Origin of the sequence: Siphonobacter sp. BAB-5405 (genome assembly GCF_002872335.1) — a bacterium.
GTDB lineage: Bacteria > Bacteroidota > Bacteroidia > Cytophagales > Spirosomataceae > Siphonobacter.
This window is the reverse complement of record NZ_NJAG01000005.1, coordinates 69,421-92,389: the sequence shown is the minus strand read 5'-3', so window position 1 is coordinate 92,389 and position 22,969 is coordinate 69,421. Positions and strand designations below refer to the sequence as shown.

12 protein-coding genes and 2 tRNA genes are annotated in these 22,969 nt (G+C 48.8%); 7 read left to right on the top strand and 7 right to left on the bottom strand.

Translation table 11 applies throughout. The features are described 5' to 3' along the window. Positions 1–46: 46 nt before the first annotated feature. Positions 47–1,219: a DUF748 domain-containing protein gene (locus tag BWI97_RS04410; protein WP_102200177.1), complete on the bottom strand. Its 1,173-nt coding sequence runs from the start codon at positions 1,217–1,219 to the stop codon at positions 47–49. Between the two features lie 175 nt (positions 1,220–1,394). Between BWI97_RS04410 and BWI97_RS04405 the strand changes: the two genes are divergently transcribed. Both BWI97_RS04405 and BWI97_RS04400 read left to right on the top strand, forming a co-directional pair. Then, a complete protein-coding gene (locus tag BWI97_RS04405) occupies positions 1,395–2,225 on the top strand; it encodes an oxidoreductase (protein WP_102200176.1) in 831 nt (276 codons plus the stop codon). A gap of 364 nt (positions 2,226–2,589) precedes the next feature. After that, on the top strand, positions 2,590–4,626 hold the full coding sequence (locus BWI97_RS04400; RefSeq protein ID WP_102200175.1) for a glycosyltransferase family 39 protein: 2,037 nt from the start codon (positions 2,590–2,592) through the stop codon (positions 4,624–4,626). Positions 4,627–4,767: 141 nt separating this feature from the next. On the opposite strand, the gene BWI97_RS04395 is transcribed toward BWI97_RS04400, so the two are convergent. From BWI97_RS04395 to BWI97_RS04380, 4 genes are all read right to left on the bottom strand, one after another. Beyond that, positions 4,768–6,066, bottom strand: coding sequence for an MFS transporter (locus tag BWI97_RS04395; RefSeq protein ID WP_102200174.1), 1,299 nt, complete (start codon positions 6,064–6,066; stop codon positions 4,768–4,770). Positions 6,067–6,262: 196 nt separating this feature from the next. Next, positions 6,263–7,165: a cyclopropane-fatty-acyl-phospholipid synthase family protein gene (locus BWI97_RS04390; RefSeq protein ID WP_102200173.1), complete on the bottom strand. Its 903-nt coding sequence runs from the start codon at positions 7,163–7,165 to the stop codon at positions 6,263–6,265. Positions 7,166–7,802: 637 nt separating this feature from the next. Further along, positions 7,803–7,876, bottom strand: a tRNA-Pro gene (locus BWI97_RS04385). Positions 7,877–8,006: 130 nt separating this feature from the next. Further along, on the bottom strand, positions 8,007–10,367 hold the full coding sequence (locus BWI97_RS04380) for a M1 family metallopeptidase (RefSeq protein WP_102200172.1): 2,361 nt from the start codon (positions 10,365–10,367) through the stop codon (positions 8,007–8,009). A 320-nt stretch (positions 10,368–10,687) separates the two neighbouring features. On the opposite strand from BWI97_RS04380, the gene BWI97_RS04375 reads away from it, so the two are divergent. The 3 genes from BWI97_RS04375 (at position 10,688) to BWI97_RS04365 (ending at position 15,737) form a co-directional block, all read left to right on the top strand. Further along, the gene (locus BWI97_RS04375) at positions 10,688–13,525 is read left to right on the top strand and encodes a TonB-dependent receptor (protein WP_102200171.1); all 2,838 of its coding nucleotides are present in this window, start codon (positions 10,688–10,690) and stop codon (positions 13,523–13,525) included. A gap of 39 nt (positions 13,526–13,564) precedes the next feature. Beyond that, positions 13,565–15,238: an IPT/TIG domain-containing protein gene (locus BWI97_RS04370; protein WP_102200170.1), complete on the top strand. Its 1,674-nt coding sequence runs from the start codon at positions 13,565–13,567 to the stop codon at positions 15,236–15,238. Between the two features lie 124 nt (positions 15,239–15,362). After that, complete coding sequence (locus BWI97_RS04365; RefSeq protein ID WP_158242683.1) at positions 15,363–15,737, top strand: hypothetical protein; 375 nt, start codon at positions 15,363–15,365, stop codon at positions 15,735–15,737. A 58-nt stretch (positions 15,738–15,795) separates the two neighbouring features. On the opposite strand, the gene BWI97_RS04360 is transcribed toward BWI97_RS04365, so the two are convergent. Continuing rightward, positions 15,796–17,292, bottom strand: coding sequence for a RagB/SusD family nutrient uptake outer membrane protein (locus BWI97_RS04360; RefSeq protein WP_102200168.1), 1,497 nt, complete (start codon positions 17,290–17,292; stop codon positions 15,796–15,798). Positions 17,293–17,304: 12 nt separating this feature from the next. Beyond that, positions 17,305–20,490 (bottom strand): TonB-dependent receptor, encoded by a 3,186-nt coding sequence (locus BWI97_RS04355; RefSeq protein ID WP_102200167.1) that lies wholly within the window; start codon positions 20,488–20,490, stop codon positions 17,305–17,307. A gap of 318 nt (positions 20,491–20,808) precedes the next feature. Here BWI97_RS04355 and rpsA point away from each other — a divergent pair, with 318 nt between their 5' ends. Further along, the gene (rpsA, locus tag BWI97_RS04350) at positions 20,809–22,587 is read left to right on the top strand and encodes a 30S ribosomal protein S1 (RefSeq protein ID WP_094812407.1); all 1,779 of its coding nucleotides are present in this window, start codon (positions 20,809–20,811) and stop codon (positions 22,585–22,587) included. A 230-nt stretch (positions 22,588–22,817) separates the two neighbouring features. Then, positions 22,818–22,888, top strand: a tRNA-Cys gene (locus BWI97_RS04345). Positions 22,889–22,969: the final 81 nt, after the last annotated feature.

Below are 22,969 nucleotides of genomic sequence, written 5' to 3'. Positions count from 1 at the left end.
CAGGAACCGGATTGCTCGGATTCCTGCGTTTGGGGAAAGTCTTTCGTTAGTCTTTCTTCTTTTTATCCTTCTTGGAATCTTTATCATCCTTCCCGCCGAAGATTCTTTCCAGCAGGCCCTTTTTCTCTTCTTTCTTTTCACCCACGCTTCCCAGATTAATTTCGTGGTCGATGGAAGGCTGGATCGCCTGAATGAAGGCATTTTGCAGAATAGTACCAATCATAAACCAGACGTTTGTATCGGGCTCTTTGATGTCTCCCTCGAAAGGAATTTTAGTAGCTAACTGGTTCTTCGATTGGTTTTTAAAGGCAAAAGCCACCGTCCCAACCACTCCTTCCCAGAGTTTTTGCAGGAAATTATCTTTACGATCCTCTGGACCAAGCACTTTCAGATTTTTGATCAAAGGCTTTACGTAACCATTAAAACGCCCTTCCTTGGCGGCCGCTTCGGCGTAGAGGCCAAACGTCCCTCGATTGACGTCAATCTTGGCATACGCTTTAAAGAAGTCATTAAGCTTCACCAGATTGGTCCCTTTGACCTCCGCGTTTACGTCGAAGGTGGGTCGGCGGGCTAATAGATTCAGGCGGCCATTGATATCCAACTCGCCTTCGTAGACATTAGCGTGAGCCGTAACCGTAGAGGGTAGTACACTGGTAGAGTCGTAGCTGTTTCGCAGGTTAAGAGCCAGTAAATGAGCGTTGGTCAGGGCAATATCTACCCGGGGTTTGGAGTGTTCATCCACGTACTCAATTCGCCCATCGTTGATCTCGACCCGGTTGACATCCAGAGGCATGAAATCATTCAACAAATCCCGGAAATCACTCGAATCTTTCTTGACCTGATTAGGCTCTACTTTGTCCTTGGTAAAGCGAAGCAGGGGCGATTCGAAGACCAGTTCCCCCACAATCGATCCTTTGAAAAGGGCTTTCCATTCCACAGAAAGGTCAATGAGTTTGGCTCCGAAAAAAGGCGTTTGCCGCTGCGTCGTGGAGTCGTATTTATTCAGGTATACGCTGTCGATCTTATACGCACCTCGCAACAGGGCAATATCAATATCCTTGATGTGACCACGGTATCCGTTCATGGTAGCCAGCGTCTTGTTGGCGTAATGCAGCACCACGTATGGTAGAGCGATTCGGGCAATGATCAGCAAAGCCAGAATACTCATGACAATGATGAGCGTTTTCTTTTTACGGGTTATTTTCTTCGGTGGATTCATATCCAGCAACTTGGTAGAACGGAACCTCTTTCCGAAAAATCAGTGCCACTATACGTTTAGCAGTAAGGAGCTTCTGGCGGAATATGTTTGAATTATGCAAGTATTCGTTTGGCTAACGTAAGCTTCAGACAAGGCTCAGCGTCTACTTTTGTTCCATAAAAAATAGATTACTTGTATGGAAAAAGTTTGGTTTGTTACAGGAGCTTCCAAAGGATTAGGACTCTCGCTGGTAAAAAAACTAATCGCTACCGGACAGCGGGTAGCGGCTACTTCCCGGCAGGCAGAGGCCCTTATCGAGGCAGTAGGTACATCGTCCGATCAGTTTCTGCCTTTGCAGGTAGACTTAGCTAACGAGGCCTCCGTTCGGGAAGCCGTACAGAAAACGCAGGAAACCTTCGGCACGCTCGACGTGATCGTTAACAATGCCGGTTACGGGATCGGTGGTAGCATTGAAGAACTAACGGATGCCGAAACGCGGACTAGTTTCGATGTCAATGTCTTCGGTACACTCAACGTTATTCGTGCCGTGATGCCGTACCTGCGGCAGCAGCGGTCGGGGCATATTATCAATATTGCCTCCATCGCGGGCTTCGCAGCCAATACGGGCTGGGCTATTTACGGAGCCAGCAAATTCGCAGTAGTGGGGCTTTCTGAAGTACTCGCGGAAGATGTGAAGGAATTCGGTATCAAGGTGACCGTGCTTGAGCCCGGAGCCTTTCGTACGCAGTTTCTTACCAAAGAGTCACTCGTGTTTGCTCAAAATCCCATTGAAGACTATCAGGCCATTCGTAACTCGCACGCCAAGTACGCGACCATGGACGGCGTACAGCAAGGCGATCCCGAACGGGCAGCGGATGTCATGCTGGAGCTAGCAGCGATGGAACACCCACCGGTTCGATTATTTATGGGTAGCGACGCCTACCGACGGGCCTTACAGAAGCTTGAGATTGTCCGACAGGATTTGGAAACCTATCAAAGCCTTTCCTTCTCCACGGATTTTCAATAAGTAAAGAAGAGAAAAAGAGCAAGGGGTTACGCCAGTAGAGGATGCTGGCGTAACCCCTTGCTCTTTTTAGCCCTAGAATTGTCTAGTGAGTTATCCTACTTATAATAACCTGAAGCTTTACAAAACTTTGCATCCAAAGCGGTATATGAAATTTAGAAAAGAAATGAGCTGCGTTGATAACCTTGCGGAGTAGGAAGGGATAAGTAATTAAATTCTATGCTGATATGAAAGTATTTATTTCTACTATACGTACGATCAAAAGCTTATTTCTGAGTAGGAACTTCATCTGTACTTAACACTAGGATAGTGGAATTGATGTATCTTCGTTAGTAGAAACCTGTTCTTTCCCCCGCACCTATCTATTATGAGTATCTTTATTGGCGTAGGCAGTTGCCTATTGTGCTTCTTTCTGAGGTATCAGGCCGAGCTACGGACCCGTGGAATCTATACTGCCAGTCGTTTAGCACTGATTCAAACCTTACTCGTTCACGCCGTTTTAGTTTTGATCTACAGTGAAATTTTTTCTGCCTTTGATCAGCTCAATACGTTAACGGCAACGATCTACTGGCTCGTGATTGCGGGCGTCTGGATTGGTTTAAGCATACAAAAAAACACGTTTAAGGATAAGCATTTATACCGCCAGTTTATTCAAATCTTTCGATTTAATACCTTTCCGACGGTCTACAAACTTATCTTCTGGGTTGCTATTCTATTTTTTATCGCTCCTTTAGGACTATTAGCTGTATACTCGACACCTAATAATTACGACTCCAATAGTTACCACATCACCCGCATTCTGGTTTGGCTACTCAATCAAAATCTGGATCATTTTCCCACAACGCATATTCAACAACTCTACCATAATGTTTTTGCCGAATATCTGATTCTTCAGGTCTTCTTACTTACAGGTACCGATCAGCTGATTAATGTCATTCAATTTGGAGCTATGCTAGGCTCACTATCCGTGGTAAGCTTATTCGGAAAACGGTTAGGCATGGACTATAAAGGTCAATTTTTAATTGGTATTTTACTATTCACCTTGCCGATTGGCATCTTTGAAAGTACGACTACGCAGAGTGATTATGTAGCCTGTTTTTTATTCCTGTGTTTCGTGTACGGGGGCTTTCAACTTATTGATGCCTATACGTATAAAAATGGCTTATTCTGTTGCGTTGCTCTGGCTCTCGGAGGTTTCACGAAGTACCCGATCTTCTTTTTTGCCTGTCCTTTTGCTGTCTATTTCGGGCTAACCCTCCTCATCCGTCAGGGGTTTAAACCTACGGCTCAGCTCTTTATTCTGGCAGTAGTTTGCATGATCCTAACGTTTACGCCTTTCTTCGTTCGGAATTATAGTCTTTTTCTTCACGTATTGAGTCCGCCGGAAGGTTCTGCCTTCTTTGCGGAGAAAATTCCCTGCGACCGGCATTCAGTAGCTTACACTATTTCCAATGTAGTTAAAAACGCAGGGTTGCACGTAGCCCTGCCCTACAATCACTACAATGTTTTTATGGATTCAGTGATTCAATGGATTCATAAAAAGATTGGTGTGTCGGTAAACGAACCCGCCATTAGTCTGAATGCGTACGCGACTACTTTTTCCGTGCAGGAAGATATGGTGCCCAATACCTTGCACTTCGTGTTGCTGTTAATTAATGGAATTTTTCTGTTTTCTCAACGGGGTAACAGAGAGGTGAAAATGCTCGTTATTCTAGCCTCAATCGGTATGATTATCTTCTGTACGCTGCTGAAATTTCAGTCTTGGAGTACGCGTACGCACATGCCTTATTTTGCCATCGGATCCATTGTAATTGGGTTTGTATACCAGAAAGTGCTAAAGCTGCGGCAATCCGTTTTTATCGTTTTTCTTCTGTTGTCCTGCATTCCCTTTGTGTACGGGAATTCCAACAAAATGCTCGTTCCTACCCGATATTTTTCTAAAAGAATCGTCGCTCACATTCCCAAAACGGTCAATGTAAGTAGTCTGAAAATGAAGCAGCAACTGGAACCTTCGCTGGGCCCGTATTATGATTTTAATTCTACACTGGTGAAATACTCGTATCCGATCAAGGACGTATACCCCTATAGCGAACGGATGAAGATTTTTTCAGTGCTGGACGACGCCGGTTATTTTGACCTGGAAAAACAGGAAGATGTTTTCTCCATCGACCGAACCAAAGCGTACTTCATGAGTCATATTCACGATTATGAACCGTTCCGGCAGGTACTACCCGCGGTTGGAAGTGATGTGAAAAATGTAGGCTTCTTTTTTCGCGAAGGTGTCGGGTTCTATCACTTTTGGGCAAGCGTAATGCATCGGAATCATCCGGATGTTCACTTCAATTATATCTATTACCCGCCGGTTTTCGTCGCTGGCAAATGCCCAACGTCCATTTGCGTATAACTATATTTTAACGGACGATTTAGAGCTGGTAAAACAGCATATACCCGCTTCGCAAATTGGGTCTATTCATTCGTCCAGCCGGTACCATGTCATTCGGTTGAAAACCAGTTCTACGGAAAAATACACCTACGATACGTCCCATTAACGGTCCAGGGTAGAGTGCTTTTCGGTATCCCGCATACGTAAACTTACCCAGAGCGACAGGGCAATACAGGCCGTCAGGTACCAGTAGAACCAGTCGGCGTGCCCTCGGTCCTTGAACAATAAGGCAATATATTCGGCCGTGCCACCAAACAATGCGACGGCCAGTGCGTAGGGGAAGCTAACCCCCAGTGAACGAACGTGTGCGGGGAAAAGCTCGGCTTTGATAATAGCCGAAATGGACGTACTCATACTGAGAATCAGCATGGCTAGCATGATGAGCAGCGTGGCTGTCCAGCGATCTTGGGTTTGACTGAGCAACGTCAGAATCGGGTAGGTGGTCAGTACCGCCAGAATGCCGTACAGAATCATCAGGCGTTTACGGCCTATCCGGTCGCCCAGCAGGCCCAGTATAGGCTGGGCTAGCATGAAGACAATCAGCGTAACGACCATGATGGCAGTAGCGTCGTTTTTGCTGAATCCGGCGGTATTGACCAGAAACTTCTGCATATACGTCGTGAAGGTGTAATACGAAACCGTCAGACCAATGGTGAAGCCAATGACCAGCCGTAGTTCAGGAGCGTATTTGACGAGTTCTTTCAGCGAGCCCCGTTGCTCCAGTTGCGTTGTTTCCTGAGCGAACGATTGCGTCTCAACGAGTCCTCGTCGCAGGGAAATGGCCGAAAGAGCCAGGACGGCCCCAATCCCAAAGGGAATTCGCCAGCCCCAATCGCTGAGTTGCTCAGACGTTAAGGCGTATCGTTGAAGAATCATTAAAATACCGAGGGCGACCAGTTGCCCCATTGTGGTAGTGACGTACTGAAAGCTGGAATAAAAGCCCCGCAGGTGTCGGGGAGCCATTTCGCTGAGGTACGTGGCCGCCGTACCGTATTCGCCACCAATGCTAATGCCCTGAATCATGCGAGCCACTACCAGCAGGAGCGGAGCCAGCAGGCCAATCCGATCGTACCCGGGTACCAGGGCAATCAGTAAAGAGCCCGCACTCATGAGCAGTACCGAAAACGTAAGAGCTGATTTACGACCGTAGCGGTCGGCATACCGACCCATCAACCAGCCGCCGATCGGTCGCATGAGGAAACCAATGGCAAAAATCCCGGCGGTATTAAGCAATTGAGCCGTTTCGTTGTCTTTCGGGAAAAAGGCACTGGCAAAGTAGAGGGAAAAGACCGAGTACGCGTACCAGTCGTACCACTCAATCAGGTTGCCAATGGATCCGCCCAAGATGGAGCGAAATTGCTGACGAACGGAAAGGGCAGGCCTTGCAAGCGGAGTATTCATCGGATCACAGGGGAAGAGAAAGACAGCGAATTCTCCCGCAGAATACGATAAAATGAGGGGAAAAACTAGTGAGGTAGGGTGTTTGAATTTAGGTTTGAAGTTTGATTCGTTTAAAGTTTTAGAGGTTGATACCTTAGAAATAGACCGAACCGATTCAAAAGAATAGCCCCTTGGAGAGGCGGGGCTGTTAGGTGGGCTAGATCCGTTCGAACACCATCCGGTAATGTTCCATGGTTTCGTGTTCGAAACACAAGCGATTTGGGCTGACCCGGAATACCGCAATCAAATCCCGGAATGATTTATCACGCAGAAATTTGGGAATCAACGTGGCATAGAGCCAGTACTTCTGAAGATTGAACGCCCGGAATCGCTTTCGCCACTGACCGATGGTTTCAATATAATCCAATCGACCACTGCTCATCGAAACCAGTTTGAAATGCGGTTTTGCATTTTCAATCACTTGCTCCGGCCCCGACGGAAGCCAGGAGCCCGGAAACTGAGCAATCATCAGGGCCAAGGCGTAGGCGGGCGAATCTTTGGGAGCGTTCAGGCTGATTTCCTCCAGCGGAATCATGTTTTTGCCAAACACCATTGTCTGAATGTAGCAGCGTTTACCACAGGGTAATAATTCAGCTATATTCCGAAAGAAGTCAGCATAAACCGGATCCTGCTTTCCGGCTTTAAATTCTTCGATGGAGCAGAAATGTTCCATGGCACCCACGCTGACGACGGCATCGAAGGTGCCAAAATCGGAAGCTCGTACCTGACGACAATCTTTCAAAACGACGTCCAAGCCACTGGTCTGGCAAGCCGCCGCCTGCCCCTGTGAAAGCGTAAGGCCCTTCGCGGTAGCACCTAGATTTTTAGCGTATGTCAGGAAAGGTCCCCAGCCGCAGCCCATATCCAAGACCCGCGATCCGGGTCCAATCTGCAGCTGATCGGCGATAAACTGATGTTTTCGCCGTTGGGCCTCTTCGAGCGAAAGTGAAAAATCTCCCTCGTAGCGGGCACCACTGTAGTCGCCATTCGGGCCCAAACTGAGGCGAAAAATTTTATCAATCGTAGTGTACGTAAAATCCAGATGTTCCTGAGATGCCATAAGTGTAGGAATTAAGGACTACGACTTCTGTCGTTTGAATGGAAATTATCGCTTTCGATTGAATAAGACTATACGTATAAAGGGGGTGTTTGTGCTTTTATATCAATTGTTTAGTCGAAAAAAGCGATTGATTTAAGCGATGATTTGTGTAAAAGAAGAGTAGCGATAAAAATTTTTAAAAACCTACAAAATAGAATTATGGCCGGATGTGAAAAGTATACTTACTTCCTATCAAACTATAATAAACGTTTACGGGTGAGTTGTTTCGAAAGTTAATTGTGTGCCGTAAGCGTAAGGCAGACTGGAGAAAGGTTCGGCGTAGGTTGAGGTACACGAAGCACAGCTTTCCAGGCATACGCAAAGAATGTATGCGAGCAATCCCATTCTTTGCGTATGCAGGGGCGTATAAAACTACAACAGATGACGTGTAGGAAAAGAAGTCTCTAAATACGGAAGTAGTAATGTTTTACTATATTCAAAAAGCACTCAGACGTTTCCACTGATGGCTTAATTTACTGGAATTCGAACGCGGACGGCCAATTCCAGGACCCCTTGCATCCATGCAGATACGATAAATGAATACCCCTAAAAACAAACAAGACCCACTCATTACTGAGCAGGTCTGTTTCACTTTCGGTCGGGATGGCGGGATTCGAACCCACGACCCCTTGCACCCCATGCAAGTACGCTACCGGACTGCGCCACATCCCGAAATGTGGGTGCAAATATAGGGCTTGAAAGGCCGTTTGCGTGACTTTAGCCCAAGAATTTTTAATAAAAAAGCTTCCCGAAACTGGTTCGGGAAGCTAATGTATTGACTTTCAATTAGTAGTAGTCGGCATTAATTACGGCCACCTACGGCACCACTGCCACCCTGACGCTGTTGTTGCATCGGGTTTTGGGGCTGCTGACCACCCTGACGCTGCTTGAACATCTGGAAACGCGTGGGCTGAGCCGCTTGACGGGGATAGCTGTTGTTTTCCGTATCGATGTCGGCAATCTCCTGGAAGGGGTCCAGCGTCCATTGGGTAACCTTCTTATCCGTCGGAATGATTTTCTTGATGCTGACATCGTTCATCCGCCAGATTTCAGCCGGGAAACGGAATACTTCCGTGGTTCCGTCTTCATACTTCGCCTGAAGAATCACGGGCATCGGTACGCCACCTTTGTTTTTCAGGCTCAGCGTATAGAAATTCTTACCAGACTGCAGCAGCTTCCGCTCGTCTTCCGTTAACGTCGCCAGGTAATCAGCGTACTTCTTCTTATCGGATTCCGTAACGGCGTACCGATCGTAGCTGTTGTAGAAGTCATTCATCGCCGGATTCGCTTCCACGACCGTCTGCTTGATGTCTTTCTTGTTCCGTTCTACGGCCATCGTCTGACGTTTCTTTTCGTCCACGGCTTTCTGAGCGGCCTTGGCAATCGCCGGGTCCATGGCGTCGATAGCAAACCATTCGACTTCGGCCAGGTCCTGATCTACGGGTTCTACGCCATAGAACCAGCCTTTCCAGAACCAGTCCAGATCCACGCCTGAAGCATCTTCCATCGTACGGAAGAAGTCCGCCGGAGTAGGGTGCTTGAAGGCCCAGCGACGAGCGTATTCCTGGAACGCGTAATCGAATAATTCACGACCCATAACGGTTTCACGCAAAATGTTCAGAGCCGTAGCGGGTTTCGCGTAAGCGTTGGGTCCAAACTGCATGATATTATCCGAAGAAGCCATGATCGGGACCTGCGTATTCGAAGAAGAACGCATGTAATCTACAATATACTGAGGCTCACCGCGACGGCTGGGGTAGTTACGATCCCACTCCTGCTCCGCCAGATACTGGCAGAAAGTGTTCAAACCTTCGTCCATCCACGACCACTGACGCTCATCCGAGTTTACAATCATGGGGAAGAAGTTGTGACCGACTTCGTGGATGATTACACCAATCATACCGTATTTCACGGATTCAGAATACGTACCATCCGATTCCGGACGACCCCCATTGAAGCTGATCATCGGATACTCCATACCGCCACCGGGCGTAGCGTGGCAGGAAATGGCCACGGGGTAGGGGTACGGAATGGTACGAGCCGAGTAACTCTTCAGCGTATGGGCTACTACCTGCGTCGAGTATTTCTCCCAGAGCGGGTTTCCTTCTTTCGAGAAGTAGCTCATACACAGGATGTCCTTCCCCTGTACGTTCGTCATCATGGCATCCCAGATGAACTTACGGCTGCTGGTAAAGGCAAAGTCACGTACGTTATCGGCTTTAAATACCCAGGTTTTCTTGCCGGTAGCCTTGTTTTTCTCAGCGGCTACGGCTTCATCCTGCGTAACGATCAGCGTGGGTTCCTTGAAGTTTTTCTTTGCTTTATTCAGGCGGTCCATTTGCGTTTTAGACAGTACCTGCGAATAGTTCTGGCACTCGCCCGTGGCACCCACAATGTGGTCATTGGGAGCGGTGATGGCTACTTTATAATTACCGAAAGGTACCGTAAACTCACCCTGACCCAGGAATTGCTTGTGTTGCCAGCCGTTTACGTCATCATATACCGCCATCCGGGGGAACCAGTGGGCGATGAAGTAATTGTAGTTGCCGTCTTTGAAAAACTCATAACCCGAGCGGCCGTAGTATTCCGTGATGTTGTAATTCCATTCGACCGAAAAGCTTACGGATTGATTAGGCTTCAAAGGGGTCGGTAAATCCACCCGCATCATCGTGTGGTTGGTTACTGTATGCAGGGGATTGCCCTTGGCATCTTTCACTGAAAGGATATTGTATCCGTACTCTTTGGCATTACCTCCGGCCAGCTTCGTCAATTGAGCCGCCGACATACCCTGGGGATTGACGCCACCTAACTGCGTCGTGGCTCCAATCGCATCCTTCTTGAATAAGTTCTGATCCAGTTGAATCCAGAGGTACGGCAGATCGTCCGGCGAGTGATTGAAATAGGTAACTGTTTCGGAACCGATGATACGTTGGTTGGCGTCGTCAAGCTCCACTTTAATGTCATAATCCGCCCGTTGCTGCCAGTACTCTTTGCCGGGGGCTCCGGAAGCTGAACGGGTAGAGTTAGGCGTAGGCAGAGCCGTGCCTAATTGTTCGAAGCGGGTGTTGGCATTAAACTCCGCTGAGGGAAGATTGCCCCGTTGGGCGTACACTGAAGGCCAAAACGCACAAAAGGTGCCGATGGCCAGAATCAATCGTCTCATCCGTGATGAAGCTAAAATTAGGTGAACAGTGCTTCGAAGATACAGAAAATTTGGCGAACGCCGAGGGAAAGCGTTTAGCCTTCGGCGATTGGGGGGATTTCCGCGACAAGTAGTTAAATCTGAGATTAAAATTCAGACTGCTTTCGGGTAAAAGGCTCAAAATCAAGGTAGAGCCATATTATCAAATTGTTAAGCCCACCCCCGCGAAACTTCACTTTCTGATAAAACTGCCGAAAAACTCAGGTAATACGCCCGAGCGAATTTTGTGCCAGCAACTACCAATTGAAACGAATCAACTTATGAAACCCTCACAGACGCATATGCAACGTCTACTATTTACCTGTTTTCTGACCCTCACCGGCTTTATCTCCCTAGCCCAGACTGGAATTATTCGTGGTAAAATCAACGATGCCAAAACCAAGGAAGGCATCATTGGAGCAACGGTTCGACTCGACGGTACGAACCTGGGTACTCAAACCGACGCCACGGGAGCGTTCACGATCAACAACATTCCCGCTGGAACGCACAAAGTATTTGTCACCTACATTTCGTATCAAACCCGCGAAATCTCCGCAGTACGAGTAGAATCGGGCAACACGACAGTACTGGAAACGGAACTGATCGAAGAAGGAAAAAATCTTTCCGACGTAGTCGTTCGGGCTTCTCGTGCCACCAACACCGAAGTAGCGGTTATTTCCGAAATCAAACAATTCAAACCGATTGCGGTTGGGATTTCTTCCATGCAAATTCAAAAATCCCAGGACCGCGACGCAGCGGCAGCCATTCGTCGGGTACCGGGGATTTCGATTGTAGATAACCGTTTCGTAATGGTTCGGGGCTTAAGCTCCCGCTATAATACGGTAATGGTAAATGACATGATCACGCCTTCGTCGGAAGTAGACGTACGGGCCTTTTCCTTTGACCTCATTCCTAGTAACATTCTGGACCGCATGATTATCTTCAAATCAGGTGCGGCCGAATTACCCGGTGACTTTGCCGGTGGCGTCATCAAGATTTATACGAAGAAAAAACCCGATAATAATTTCACCGATGCGGGTTTCACCGTTGGCTACCGGGCCAATACGACGTTTCAAAGTGCTCAAACGCACGATCGGGGTGGTTTAGCCTGGTTGGGTTTATGGGATAAGTCGCAGCAAATTCCTACCAGCTTCCCCGCAACCGCCAATGCCTTTAACGGCCTGAATGCGACTACCCGGGCTTCTTACGCTCAGTTGTTTCCGAATACTTGGGGACTGAAGAACATGACCGTTTCACCAGATATTCGCTTTGCCTTCAACATGGGTCGTCGGATCGACATCGGTGATAAACGTCTGAGCAGCCTGACGAGTGTGAACTACTCCATGACAAATCAGGTAGCAGGCATCGAGCTGAATACGTTCAATAACGGAGCTTCCGTAAATGATTACGCCGAGAGAAACCACGATCAAAGTTTTCAACGGAATACGCGTTTAGGCGTTTTACAAAACTGGACCTTACGTTTTAATCCAAATTTCACGCTGGAGTGGAAGACCTTATTCAACCAGTTAGGAAACACGGAAACGGTTATACGGGAAGGAAAAAACTTTTCAATCGAGCAAGATCGTCTGAGCTACTCGCAACGGTTTGAGAACCGTAGTATCCTAACGAGTCAAATTTCCGGAGAGCATCAGATTGATGAAGCAACGAAGTTAGACTGGATGGGTGGATTTGGTTTTACGGGTCGCTGGGAGCCGGATTGGAAACGCGTTCGTTACATCCGTCCTTCTAATTCTGATCAACCCTTTACGGTTTCAACACCGAACGATCCTACCCCGCAGGAATCAGGCCGTTTCTGGTCTACGCTTCACGAATACGTGTATACGGGTTCTGTGAACTTCCAGAAGAAATTAGGTAACCCGGCGGATCGTGACCCTGCCGTCATTCGGGCAGGAGCTTACCTGGAACAGAAAGACCGTGATTTCAATGCTCGCTTTTATGGCTACCAGCGTTTAGGCAATGTTCAGAACGTTGCTACGCAGGGCATTGGACAAGTATTTAGTCAGCAGAACGTCGGAGGAGTAGAAGGAACCTATTCGATGCTGGACGGAACCAAACCAACGGACGCGTACAATGCAACGAACACCTATGCGGCAGCTTATGTAGGCGGTGACATCAACTTCTCTCCCAAAGCGAGCTTAACCCTGGGTTTCCGTGGCGAATACAACATCCGGAAGTTAGGTAACATGCTTCAGTCAGCACTGGTGAATCAGTCGGTATTCAGTCCGCTTCCTTCGGCCAACTTTACCTATAAACTGAATGACAAACAGAACGTACGCCTAGCTTATTCGTATACCGTAAACCGTCCGGAATTTAGGGAGCAGGCTCCGTTTAACTATTTCGACTTTGCCCTGAACGCTGACATTCGCGGGAACGAAACGCTGGTCAATGCTCAGATTCAGAACGTAGATGCGAAATGGGAACTGTACCCCAGTGATGGCGAAGTAATCTCAATTACCGGTTTCTACAAATCATTCAAAAATCCGATTGAAAGTTTTCTGATTCCTCAGGTCAACGGTCTGGCTTATACCTTCATCAACTCGAAGAGTGCGATGAGTTACGGAATCGAGCTGGAGGCCCGCAAATCACTGGCTAACTCCAGTAGCGAATTCCTGAAGAATCTGACCCTGGTAGCAAACCTGTCACTCATTCAGAGTAAAATCAAACTGGGCGATTTTGTAACGGCCCCTGGTTTGAGCGGCGTCGTACAGACCATCGACATTCGTGGCCTGACGGACACGGAGCGTCCGATGATGAACCAGTCTCCTTACCTGATTAACGCGGGTGTTTACTACGCTGATAAAAACGGCTGGCAGGCGAACATCCTTTACAACGTATTCGGTCCCCGAATTTTCGCCGTAGGAAACGTCGACAATCCGACTATTTACGAAATGCCCCGTAGCGTAGTTGACCTGAACGTAAGCAAAACCTTTAGCAAAAAGTGGGAACTGCGTTTGGGAATCCAGGATCTGTTGAATCAGGCAGTTCGTCTGGAGCAGGACTTTGATCGGAACGGAAAAATCAACGGTGGTTCAGAACAGACCATCCGTAGTTTCAAAAGAGGCAGTTACAGCACGCTTAGCGTAGTGTACTCATTCGGAAGAAGAACCATTATTCCTTAATAAAACAGTAAGATCAATTAATTCAAACCTTTATTAGTTATGCAATTGTTCAAACGAGTGAATATTGCTGTCCTGTCCCTGTTAACCACAGGTGTACTGCTGACAAACTGTAAAAACGACGAGTCACCAGCACCTGCCTTAAGTATTACCGGAGTGAATCCCGCCTCTGCTCCCGTAGGTACGGATATTACTATTTCAGGTACTGAATTTGGTACAAATGCTTCAAACGTTACCGTTACGTTTACGGGTAATGTTACGTCTACTCCTAAGACGGTTACTACTACCAGCATCACAACAACGGTACCCGCTGGTGCTCAGGATGGGCCTATTACGGTGAAAGTAGGCGATAAAACGGCTACGAGTTCATCTAATTTCACGCTGTCTACGAAGCCCGTTGTGGAAGTTTCTGGAAGAATTACGGCTAATACAACCTGGACTGCTGGCAACGTGTATCTGCTGAAAGGATACGTTTACGTAAACAGTGGCGTTACGCTGACCATTCAACCTGGTACGATCATCAAAGGGGGTGGAAAAGAACTGGATCCTAATGCTCGTGCCGCTACCCTGATTATCACCAAAGGAGCCAAAATCATGGCTGAAGGTACTGAAACACAGCCTATTGTATTTACGTCTTCCAAGCCAGCCGGTTCTCGTAACTACGGTGACTGGGGTGGTGTGGTAATCGCGGGTAATGGTACGCACAACCAGATTACGCAAAAGGATTTTGAAGGGGGTATTGAAGGCAACTTGGCTCCCAGTGCCAATCTGGTAGCTACGGACAATTCAGGTAGTCTAAAATATGTTCGTATTGAGTTTGCTGGGGTCGCTCTGTCTGCTGCGACTAACTCGGAGATCAACGGATTAACGTTTTACGGGGTAGGTTCAGGTACGACGGTTGATTACGTACAGGTTTCCTACAGCGGTGACGATGCCTTCGAATGGTTTGGTGGTTCAGTGAACGCCAAACACCTGGTGGCTTATCGTACTTGGGATGATGATTTTGATACCGATTTCGGTTACAATGGTAAAGTACAGTACGCTCTGGCTCTTCGTGATCCCGAGTATGCCGATCAGTCTTTCTCCAATGGTTTTGAATCAGACAACCAGGGTGGCGACGGTACGAACTCAGGGGTGGTGCCAGAACCTATGACCTCTCCTGTGTTTGCGAACGTAAGTATCTTCGGAACGAGCGGTACCCCTACCAACGCAACCATTAAAGGAAACGGTGGCTATCAGTCAGCGATGCACCTGCGTCGTGCTACCTCTCTGAGCGTATTTAACTCATTATTCGTTGGTTTTCCCGAAGGTCTTCGTCTGGATAACGTAACGACGTTGCCCAACACGGTTGGTAACCCCTCCAGCATGCAGATTCGTAAAGTGATTCTGGCAAATGTAAATACGCCCGTACGTGGTGGTAATAACCTAACGGACGCCCAGGCTCAAACGTTCTTTAACACAACGGCTTTCGCTAACCAGATTATTGCTGCGGCGAACGTATCTACGCTGGCTTTGAATGACAATAACTGGAAACTGGACGGTACCGCAAGCTTCCTTCCTAAAACGGGTTCTCCGCTGCTGACGGGTGCGGTTTGGACGGACAAAGCTTCCGATGCTTTCTTCACGAAAGAAACGTTTATCGGTGCCTTCGGAACGACGAACTGGACGGCTAACTGGACCAACTTCAATCCGCAGAATACGAACTACGACAAATAGACATTACGGATTTTTCATATTGGTGTTGCTCGAAAAGCCGGAGGTGCTGCCTCCGGTTTTTCTACGTTTAAAGCGTAAAATCGGTACTATGGGAAAGCTATTGTTCAGAATACTCCTGGCAGCTTTGCTTACATTGTTTGTACATGCTCTGGTGTATGGTCTGGTAGCGGAGCCTAATACAGGCGAAGGGATTGAATCCGTGTTACGTCAGGCCTTTGGCTGGTTTATAGCTATGGTGATCTTTGGCGTATTGTTCGTATACATAGTTTCAGTCGCGATCTTTCATGCCCTGATCAATGCTTTAAAGCTCAAAAATCCTTTTCTGTATGTGGTCTTGGGAATCGCCTGTTTCAGTTTGGCAGGAATGATTTTCCATCAGATTGGTAGGGGAACATTAAGTTTTATCAACAACCTGCCTGTATGGGCCATAGCGGGTTTTACGTACGGAGTCATGTACGTCCGCTGGCTTCAGAAGTACATCCGATTCTGGACGGTTTAAACTGAAAGAAGCTCCGGCAGGACTGGACCCGCCGGAGCTTCTCTTTTAAACGTAATCCTTAATACCCCGAATTCTGCGTATATAGTCCCGGCTGGGCGTCCAGCTCGGCCTGTGGAAGGGGATAGATGATGTATTCCTTCACGAACGCCTGCATTTGTTTCTGTACATCTTCCCTGGCTATCCAGGCTGGAATGAGGGTGGTAATTTGTCCGCTGCGAACGAGGTCGTGCCAGCGGGTACCTTCGGCGGCGAATTCCAGGCGACGTTCGTCATAGAGTTGAGCCAGCGTTACGTTCGAAACGGGATCGAGTCCCGCCCGCGTACGTACCTGATTGACAATGGCATCCACATCCGCCTGACTGCCCGTAGCTCCTTTGAGTATACACTCGGCTTTCAGCATCAGAATGTCTGTATAGCGGCTGACAATGAAGTTGATGGGCCAATCGACCCGGTTCACGGGTACTTTCGTCAGATCAATGTATTTCTTGAAAAACGACCGATTTTCAGTCACGCCGTTGTACGTATAACCCGTCTGAATAGTAAAGGCTTTCCGGACATCTTTCGCCGTATACTGATTTATGAGATCATTCGCTACGGGACGAATCGTCAGGCCGCCCTGCGTAGGTTTTCCGTTCGATTGAAACCAGGTATCGGGAGCGAGTAACCAGGGAAACGTACCGCCCACAACCGGCGTCAGACCCGTGACGTATTGAATATCGAAAATCACTTCCGGGTTATTTTCATTGGTGTACGAAAAGATGTCGCTGTATTTGGCCGCCAGTGCGTACTTCCCACTGGCAATAATATCATTGAGTTGAGCCAGAGCCAGATTCCATTCGTTCAATCCCAGACCGGGTCCTTCAATGGAGTAGTTCGGAGCCGAGCGGGTCATGTACACCAGTGCCAGAATCGCTTTGGCCGCAAACTTCGTGGCTCGTCCCCGGTCGGCCGTAGCGTAGGTCTCGGGCAGGTTCGTTACGGCAAATTGCAGGTCCGATAAAATCAGATTATATACATCCGTAACCGAGCTTCGCTGAATGGTTTTGGCTTCTGCCGCCGTAACGGGGTGATCGATGACGGGTACTTTTCCGAATAAGCGAACCAGATCGAAGTACATAAAAGCCCGCAGGAACTTAGCTTCCGCCTCCAGCCGCGTACGCAGCGTAGCATCGGTGATGATCGAACCTTTTTGTACGAGTTGATCCAGCACGACGTTGGCCCGGTAAATGCCGTTGAAGTTGACATTCCAGGCATCCGTAACGTAGGGGTTACTGGCAATCGTTTTGTGGAAACTATTGATGCCTTCCCAGTCGCGTACACCCCCGTCGGAAACGGCGTATAAATTGTCCGAACGCGTTTCGGAAAGGTTCAGTAACCGATCCGGGTAAGTCCGCAAATCGCTGTATACGGCATTAACCCCCTGAATGAAATCAGCCTGCTGGGTATAAAAGGTTTCGGTGGTACCCGCAGAAATCGGCGTTTGGTATAAATCATCCGTGCAGGAAGTAACCAGGGCTGTCAGGAACGCGGTTACTAGTAAATATCGTCTTTTCATGGAAGTCCAGTATCAGAAAGTTAAGTTCACACCAAAGATGAGTGAGCGGGCAATGGGCAGTCCACCGTAATCACCGGCTTCGGGATAGGAGCTATCCCCGCTCAGGTTCGTGTTGGTGGCTTCGGGGTTCAGGCCTCCTTTGTATTTATCCCAGCCAAAGAAGTTCTCGGCCGTGACGTAAATGCGGGCTCCCTGAATCTGAGGTACCTTAACTACGGATTTCAGGTTGTACCCCAGCGTGATGTTCCGAACGCGAACGTAATCTGACGAATACAGCCAGTCGGTGTTTTTGATCCGGCCAAACGTTGAGTATACCTTACCCACCTGACCAGCACCCGGATCTTCGGGCGAACGCCAGCGATCGCGGTAGAAGCCCAGGGCATTATCCACCACGCCCTGTCCGGTACGACCCAGGGCCCGACCCAGCAGCGAGTAAATCGAACCGCCATTCTGACCCTGCACCAATACGCTCAAATCGAAGTTTTTGTAACGGAAATTGTTGGTGATTCCCCAGGTATACTTGGGATTCGGTTGACCCACGATGACGCGGTCGTTGGCATCAATCACGCCGTCGCCGTTGGCATCGAAGTATTTGGGATCGCCCACCGTTTGCGAGCCGTACAAAGCCGCTTTGTTATTGATGTCCTGCTGGCTAAGAATGCCGACCTGACGAACGACGTAAATACTGTACAGCGGATCACCGACGCGAAGAATGGAGTGGGAAATATCAAACGACGAAGGAATGAGAATCTGGCTCTGCCCACCCGCCAGCGAAATGACTTTGTTGGCGTTGTGACTAAAATTGAGCGAGGTATTCCATTTGAAGGCTCCCGTCAGGTTATTCGTATTCAGCTGCAACTCCCAGCCCGCGTTGCGTACGCTTCCGGCGTTCCCCAGCGAGGACGTAAAGCCCGTCACGCCGAGGGTCGGTACGTTGAGCAACAAAGCCGTATTGGTCTTCCGGTACACGTCAAAGGAAGCCGTAACGCGGTTACGCAGGATGGAGAAGTCAACCCCTACATCGAAGGTCTGCGATTTTTCCCAGGAAAGGTTCGTGTTGACAATGCCGCTCGGAGCCTGACCAATCGCGTTTATTCCGTTGAACGTGTAGTTGTAGGTAGCGAGCGTCGGTAAGGTGCTGTAGTCACCGATGTTGTAATTCCCGGAAGTACCCCAGCTACCACGTAATTTCAAGTCATTGATGGCCGTAACGGACTCCATGAAAGGTTCTTCCGAAATCCGCCAGCCTACGGAAGCGGAAGGGAAAACGCCCCATTTAGTGTCCGCTCCGAAGCGGGAGGAGCCATCCTGCCGAACACTGGCCGTAAACAGGTATTTGCCGCTGTAGCTATACTGGGCCCGTCCGAAGAAAGAGATCAGCACGTTGCGGGCTTCGCTGGTATTTCCCGTAATTCCGTTCGCGGCGTTCAGCGTCGTGATGGCGTTATTGCTGAAACCACCGTTGGAACTCATGTTCGATAGTTCGATTTTATCGGACGTGTACGAAATACCGCCCAACAGCGAGAGGTCGTGCTTCTCGGCGAAGACTTTCGAGTACGACAGCGTGTTTTCGTTCACAAACGTACGTTTCCGATACGTGTTGAAAGAACCGGAGGTCAGAATGGTTTGCTGGGCGTTCCGGGCTTCGAGCGAACTGGCAACGGAGTACGGCGTGTAGCCTTTCGCCGTATTATCGGTATTGTCCAGGTTCAGCGTGGTTTTCCAGAAAAGGCCTTTCGCCAGTTGGTACTCGCCGAACAAAGACCCCAGGGTACGGAAGCGTTTGGTTTCCCCGATCACCCGTTCGAGCTTGGCAATGGGACTATTGGCGGAAGTACTCCAGCGGTACTGGCCAATGCTGCCGCTGTTGGGATACAGACCCGCACTGGCTTCCTGCACGGGAGAGTAACTCAGCAGCTGGTGCAGAATGTTATCTTTTCCTTCAACGCCGGGATCATGGTTGATCGAGAACGTAGGGGCCAGATTGACGCCAATTTTCAGGTTTTTACTAGCCTTTACTTCAACATTCGCCCGGGCTGAATAGGCCGTATAGTCGGTATTGATGACCATGCCCTGCTGTTTCACGTAGTTTCCTGAAACGTAATAGTTGACGTTTTCTGTACCGCCACTGGCTGAGATCTGGTAGTTCTGTACCGCCCCTTTGCGGAAGGCCTCATCCTGCCAGTCGATGAATTGTAGGCCTGGGTAGCCGGGTTGCGACCAGCGGTCGTCGGTCATGTACGTCGTATTGACCTGACCTTCGGCCAATCCTAAAATAGTCCGGCGTTCGGCATTGGTTTGCGTAGCGGTACGGCCCGAGCCCGAAGCTACCCACTGGGCGTTGATAATTTCGGTTGCCCGGTCAATCCACTCCGGACCATTCAGCATGTCGAGTTTACGGCTGCGTTCCATGTACCCGCCGTACGCGTTAACGGTAATCGTGCTTTTACCGCTTTGCCCGCGTTTGGTGGTAATCAATACGACGCCGTTAGCCGCCCGCGAACCGTAAATAGCCGCCGCCGCCGCGTCTTTCAGTACCTGAATCGACTCAATGTCGTTGGGGTTCATGTTATCGAGCGGGTTGCCCGTCGCGAAGTTTCCGGAACCATTGGGAGCGGCCGTTGCTAGCGGAAAGCCATCGATGACGTACAGCGGTTCATTGCCCGCCGTGATCGAACCTGAGCCCCGTACCTGTACACTGAGGCCCTTGCCCAGGGCTCCACTGGTTTGTTTTACCTGTACCCCCGCCAGTTGGCCCACCAGAGCCTGATCCACGCGAAGTACGGGGCGTTCGTCCAGATTTCTGGCGTTGAGTGAAGTGATGGCACCGGTAACGTCCGTTTTCCGGGCTGTACCGTACCCAATCACCACGACTTCATTGAGAGCCTTGGTATCGGGTTGCAGCGTAACGTTCAGCGTGGTTTGTCCGTTGATGGGCAGTTCCTGGGTAATGTAGCCAATGGATGAGACTACCAGCGTACCCGTTTTCCCTTCAAAGCGAAGGGTATACTGGCCGTCCGCATTCGTGACCGTACCGAGGTTCGTGCCTTTGATGGTGACGCTGGCTCCGGGAATGCCCTGCTTGGCATCGTTGGAAGTCACCGTGCCCGTAATTCCCTGTGCAAAAGCTAGGTTTCCTGTTAACAGGAAAAACACCACCCAAAGGTAGACGGGTGGTCGAGTAAACCATTTTTTCATAAGATAATGCTGCAGAAGTAATGTGTTAGGAAACAGAATGGCACTTTATTGATTACAAATATTATTTAAGTAAGTAAAGGGGCTGTCATGTACTTTCCTGCCGATGGGAAGAATAGAGGGAAAGGAGAGACGAGGAAAGACGATACGGAGGCGTTTAAAACGAAAAGGACGACTAGCTATTTTTTTAGGAGATTACTCGCTCAGTATCAGGAAAAATAACTACCTTTGCCTTCCGTTTTGAAAAAAGCGGATTCACTAAAATTCAGCCGGAGCTTCGCCCGGTCGGCTGATGTATCCAGGGCGAGCCAAAAATCTCTTATGGCACAACCTCAAGTAACTGATTTTGATTGGGATCACGCGGACAACCGTGGCTTTGGTAGTGGTTACTCTAAAGCTCAGCGTGATGAACTGGCTGCTCTGTACGAAGGTACGCTGAGCCAGGTAGCTGAAAAAGAAGTAGTAAAAGGTACCGTGGTTGGAATTACGGATCGTGAAGTAATTCTGAACATCGGTTTCAAGTCCGACGGGATGGTTCCCCGTACGGAATTCCGTGACATGCCCGAGCTGAAAGCCGGTGATGAAGTGGAAGTGTACATTGAAAATCAGGAAGACCCCAATGGTCAGCTGATTCTTTCCCGCAAAAAAGCGAAAGTAATCACGGCTTGGGATAATATTCAGAAGGCTCTGGATCAAGACCTCGTGATCGATGGTTTTGTGAAGCGTCGGACGAAAGGTGGTTTGATCGTAGATATCTACGGCATCGAAGCCTTCTTGCCCGGTTCTCAAATCGACGTAAAACCCATCCGCGACTTCGACGTTTTCGTTGGCAAGCGTATGGAAGTGAAAGTGGTGAAAATCAACTACGCCAATGATAACGTAGTCGTTTCACACAAAGTCCTCATCGAGAAAGACCTCGAGCAGCAACGTCAGCAAATCCTGACGAACCTGGAAAAAGGTCAGGTACTCGAAGGCGTGATCAAAAACATGACCAACTTCGGTGTATTCATCGATCTGGGTGGTGTGGATGGTCTGCTGCACATTACCGATATCTCCTGGGGTCGCATCAACCACCCAAGCGAAGTCCTCAAACTGGACCAACGCATTCAGGTGGTTGTACTGGATTTCGACGAAGACAAGAAGCGTATCTCTCTCGGCATGAAGCAATTGACGGCTCATCCTTGGGAAGCACTTCCTGCCGAAGTAGAACCCGGTGCCCGCGTAAAAGGCAAAATCGTGAACGTAGCCGATTACGGTGCGTTCCTGGAAGTTCAGCCGGGCGTAGAAGGTCTGATTCACGTGTCAGAAATGTCATGGTCTCAGCACCTGCGTAACCCTCAGGACTTCCTGAAAGTGGGTGACGAAATCGAAGCCGTTGTACTGACGATCGATCGTAGCGAACGCAAAATGTCTCTGGGTATCAAGCAACTGACGCCTGATCCCTGGACTCGTCCTGAGCTGCTGTCGAAGTACGCTCCGGGTACGAAACACTCAGGAACGGTTCGTAACCTGACGAATTTCGGTCTCTTCCTCGAAATGGAAGAAGGAATCGATGGTCTGGTTCACGTATCTGACCTGTCCTGGACTCGCAAGATCAAGCATCCTTCTGAGTACACGAAAGTGGGTGACAAAATGGACGTAGTCGTTCTGGAACTCGACGCTGAAAACCGTCGTCTGTCTCTGGGCCACAAACAACTCGAAGAAAACCCCTGGGATACGTTCGAGAACGTCTTCACCATCGGATCCGTACACAAAGGAACGATCATTGCCAAGTCTGACAAGTTTGCTCAGATTGAGCTGCCCTACGGTATCGAAGGACAGGCTCCGATCAAGCAACTGGCGAAAGAAGATGGTTCGAACGCTGAAGTAGGTGAGTCTATCGACTTCAAAGTGATTGAATTCCATAAAGAAGAACGTCGTATCGTTGTTTCTCACACGAAAGTATGGGGCGACGTGAAGGATGAAGTGAAAGCCGAAGAGAAGAAGAAAACGCAAAAAGCGGTAGAGAAAACGAACTCTTCTGCTTCTGCTGAAAAATCAACTCTGGGTGATCTCGACGCTCTGGCTGCTCTGAAAGAGCAAATGGAACGTGGAAACTAATTCCTGACGCGAATTACTAAAGCAAGGGCGAGCCGAAAGGTTCGCCCTTCTTTTTTAGTACCCTCTCTCAAAAGGTCTCGTTGCAAATAGCTCTGTATCAGCTTGCTGATAGAAAGAAGGAATATCTTTTCAGAAAAAGAAGAAAAAAAATACCTCTTTTTCTGAAATCAGCTAATTTTCCCCTTATTTTTGCAGCCTCAAGAGCGAAAGAAGCTTTTGAAAAATCACAAGGTACCATGGCCGAGAGGCTAGGCAGAGGTCTGCAAAACCTCCCACAGCGGTTCGAATCCGCTTGGTACCTCCCTAAAAAATCCCTGAGCTCTCCTCGGGGTTTTTTTATTCATAGTCTTTTTGGTTTGAAGCAATCGCGGTGCTGACGAAG

Excerpts from the sequence above, each read along its gene's own strand:
- BWI97_RS04355 (WP_102200167.1), bottom strand. The coding sequence starts at position 20,490 with ATGAAAAAATGGTTTACTCGACCACCCGTCTACCTTTGGGTGGTGTTT.
- BWI97_RS04400 (WP_102200175.1), top strand. The coding sequence starts at position 2,590 with ATGAGTATCTTTATTGGCGTAGGCAGTTGCCTATTGTGCTTCTTTCTG.
- BWI97_RS04390 (WP_102200173.1), bottom strand. The coding sequence starts at position 7,165 with ATGGCATCTCAGGAACATCTGGATTTTACGTACACTACGATTGATAAA.
- BWI97_RS04395 (WP_102200174.1), bottom strand. The coding sequence starts at position 6,066 with ATGAATACTCCGCTTGCAAGGCCTGCCCTTTCCGTTCGTCAGCAATTT.
- BWI97_RS04380 (WP_102200172.1), bottom strand. The coding sequence starts at position 10,367 with ATGAGACGATTGATTCTGGCCATCGGCACCTTTTGTGCGTTTTGGCCT.
- BWI97_RS04405 (WP_102200176.1), top strand. The coding sequence starts at position 1,395 with ATGGAAAAAGTTTGGTTTGTTACAGGAGCTTCCAAAGGATTAGGACTC.
- BWI97_RS04410 (WP_102200177.1), bottom strand. The coding sequence starts at position 1,219 with ATGAATCCACCGAAGAAAATAACCCGTAAAAAGAAAACGCTCATCATT.
- rpsA (WP_094812407.1), top strand. The coding sequence starts at position 20,809 with ATGGCACAACCTCAAGTAACTGATTTTGATTGGGATCACGCGGACAAC.
- BWI97_RS04375 (WP_102200171.1), top strand. The coding sequence starts at position 10,688 with ATGCAACGTCTACTATTTACCTGTTTTCTGACCCTCACCGGCTTTATC.
- BWI97_RS04360 (WP_102200168.1), bottom strand. The coding sequence starts at position 17,292 with ATGAAAAGACGATATTTACTAGTAACCGCGTTCCTGACAGCCCTGGTT.
- BWI97_RS04370 (WP_102200170.1), top strand. The coding sequence starts at position 13,565 with ATGCAATTGTTCAAACGAGTGAATATTGCTGTCCTGTCCCTGTTAACC.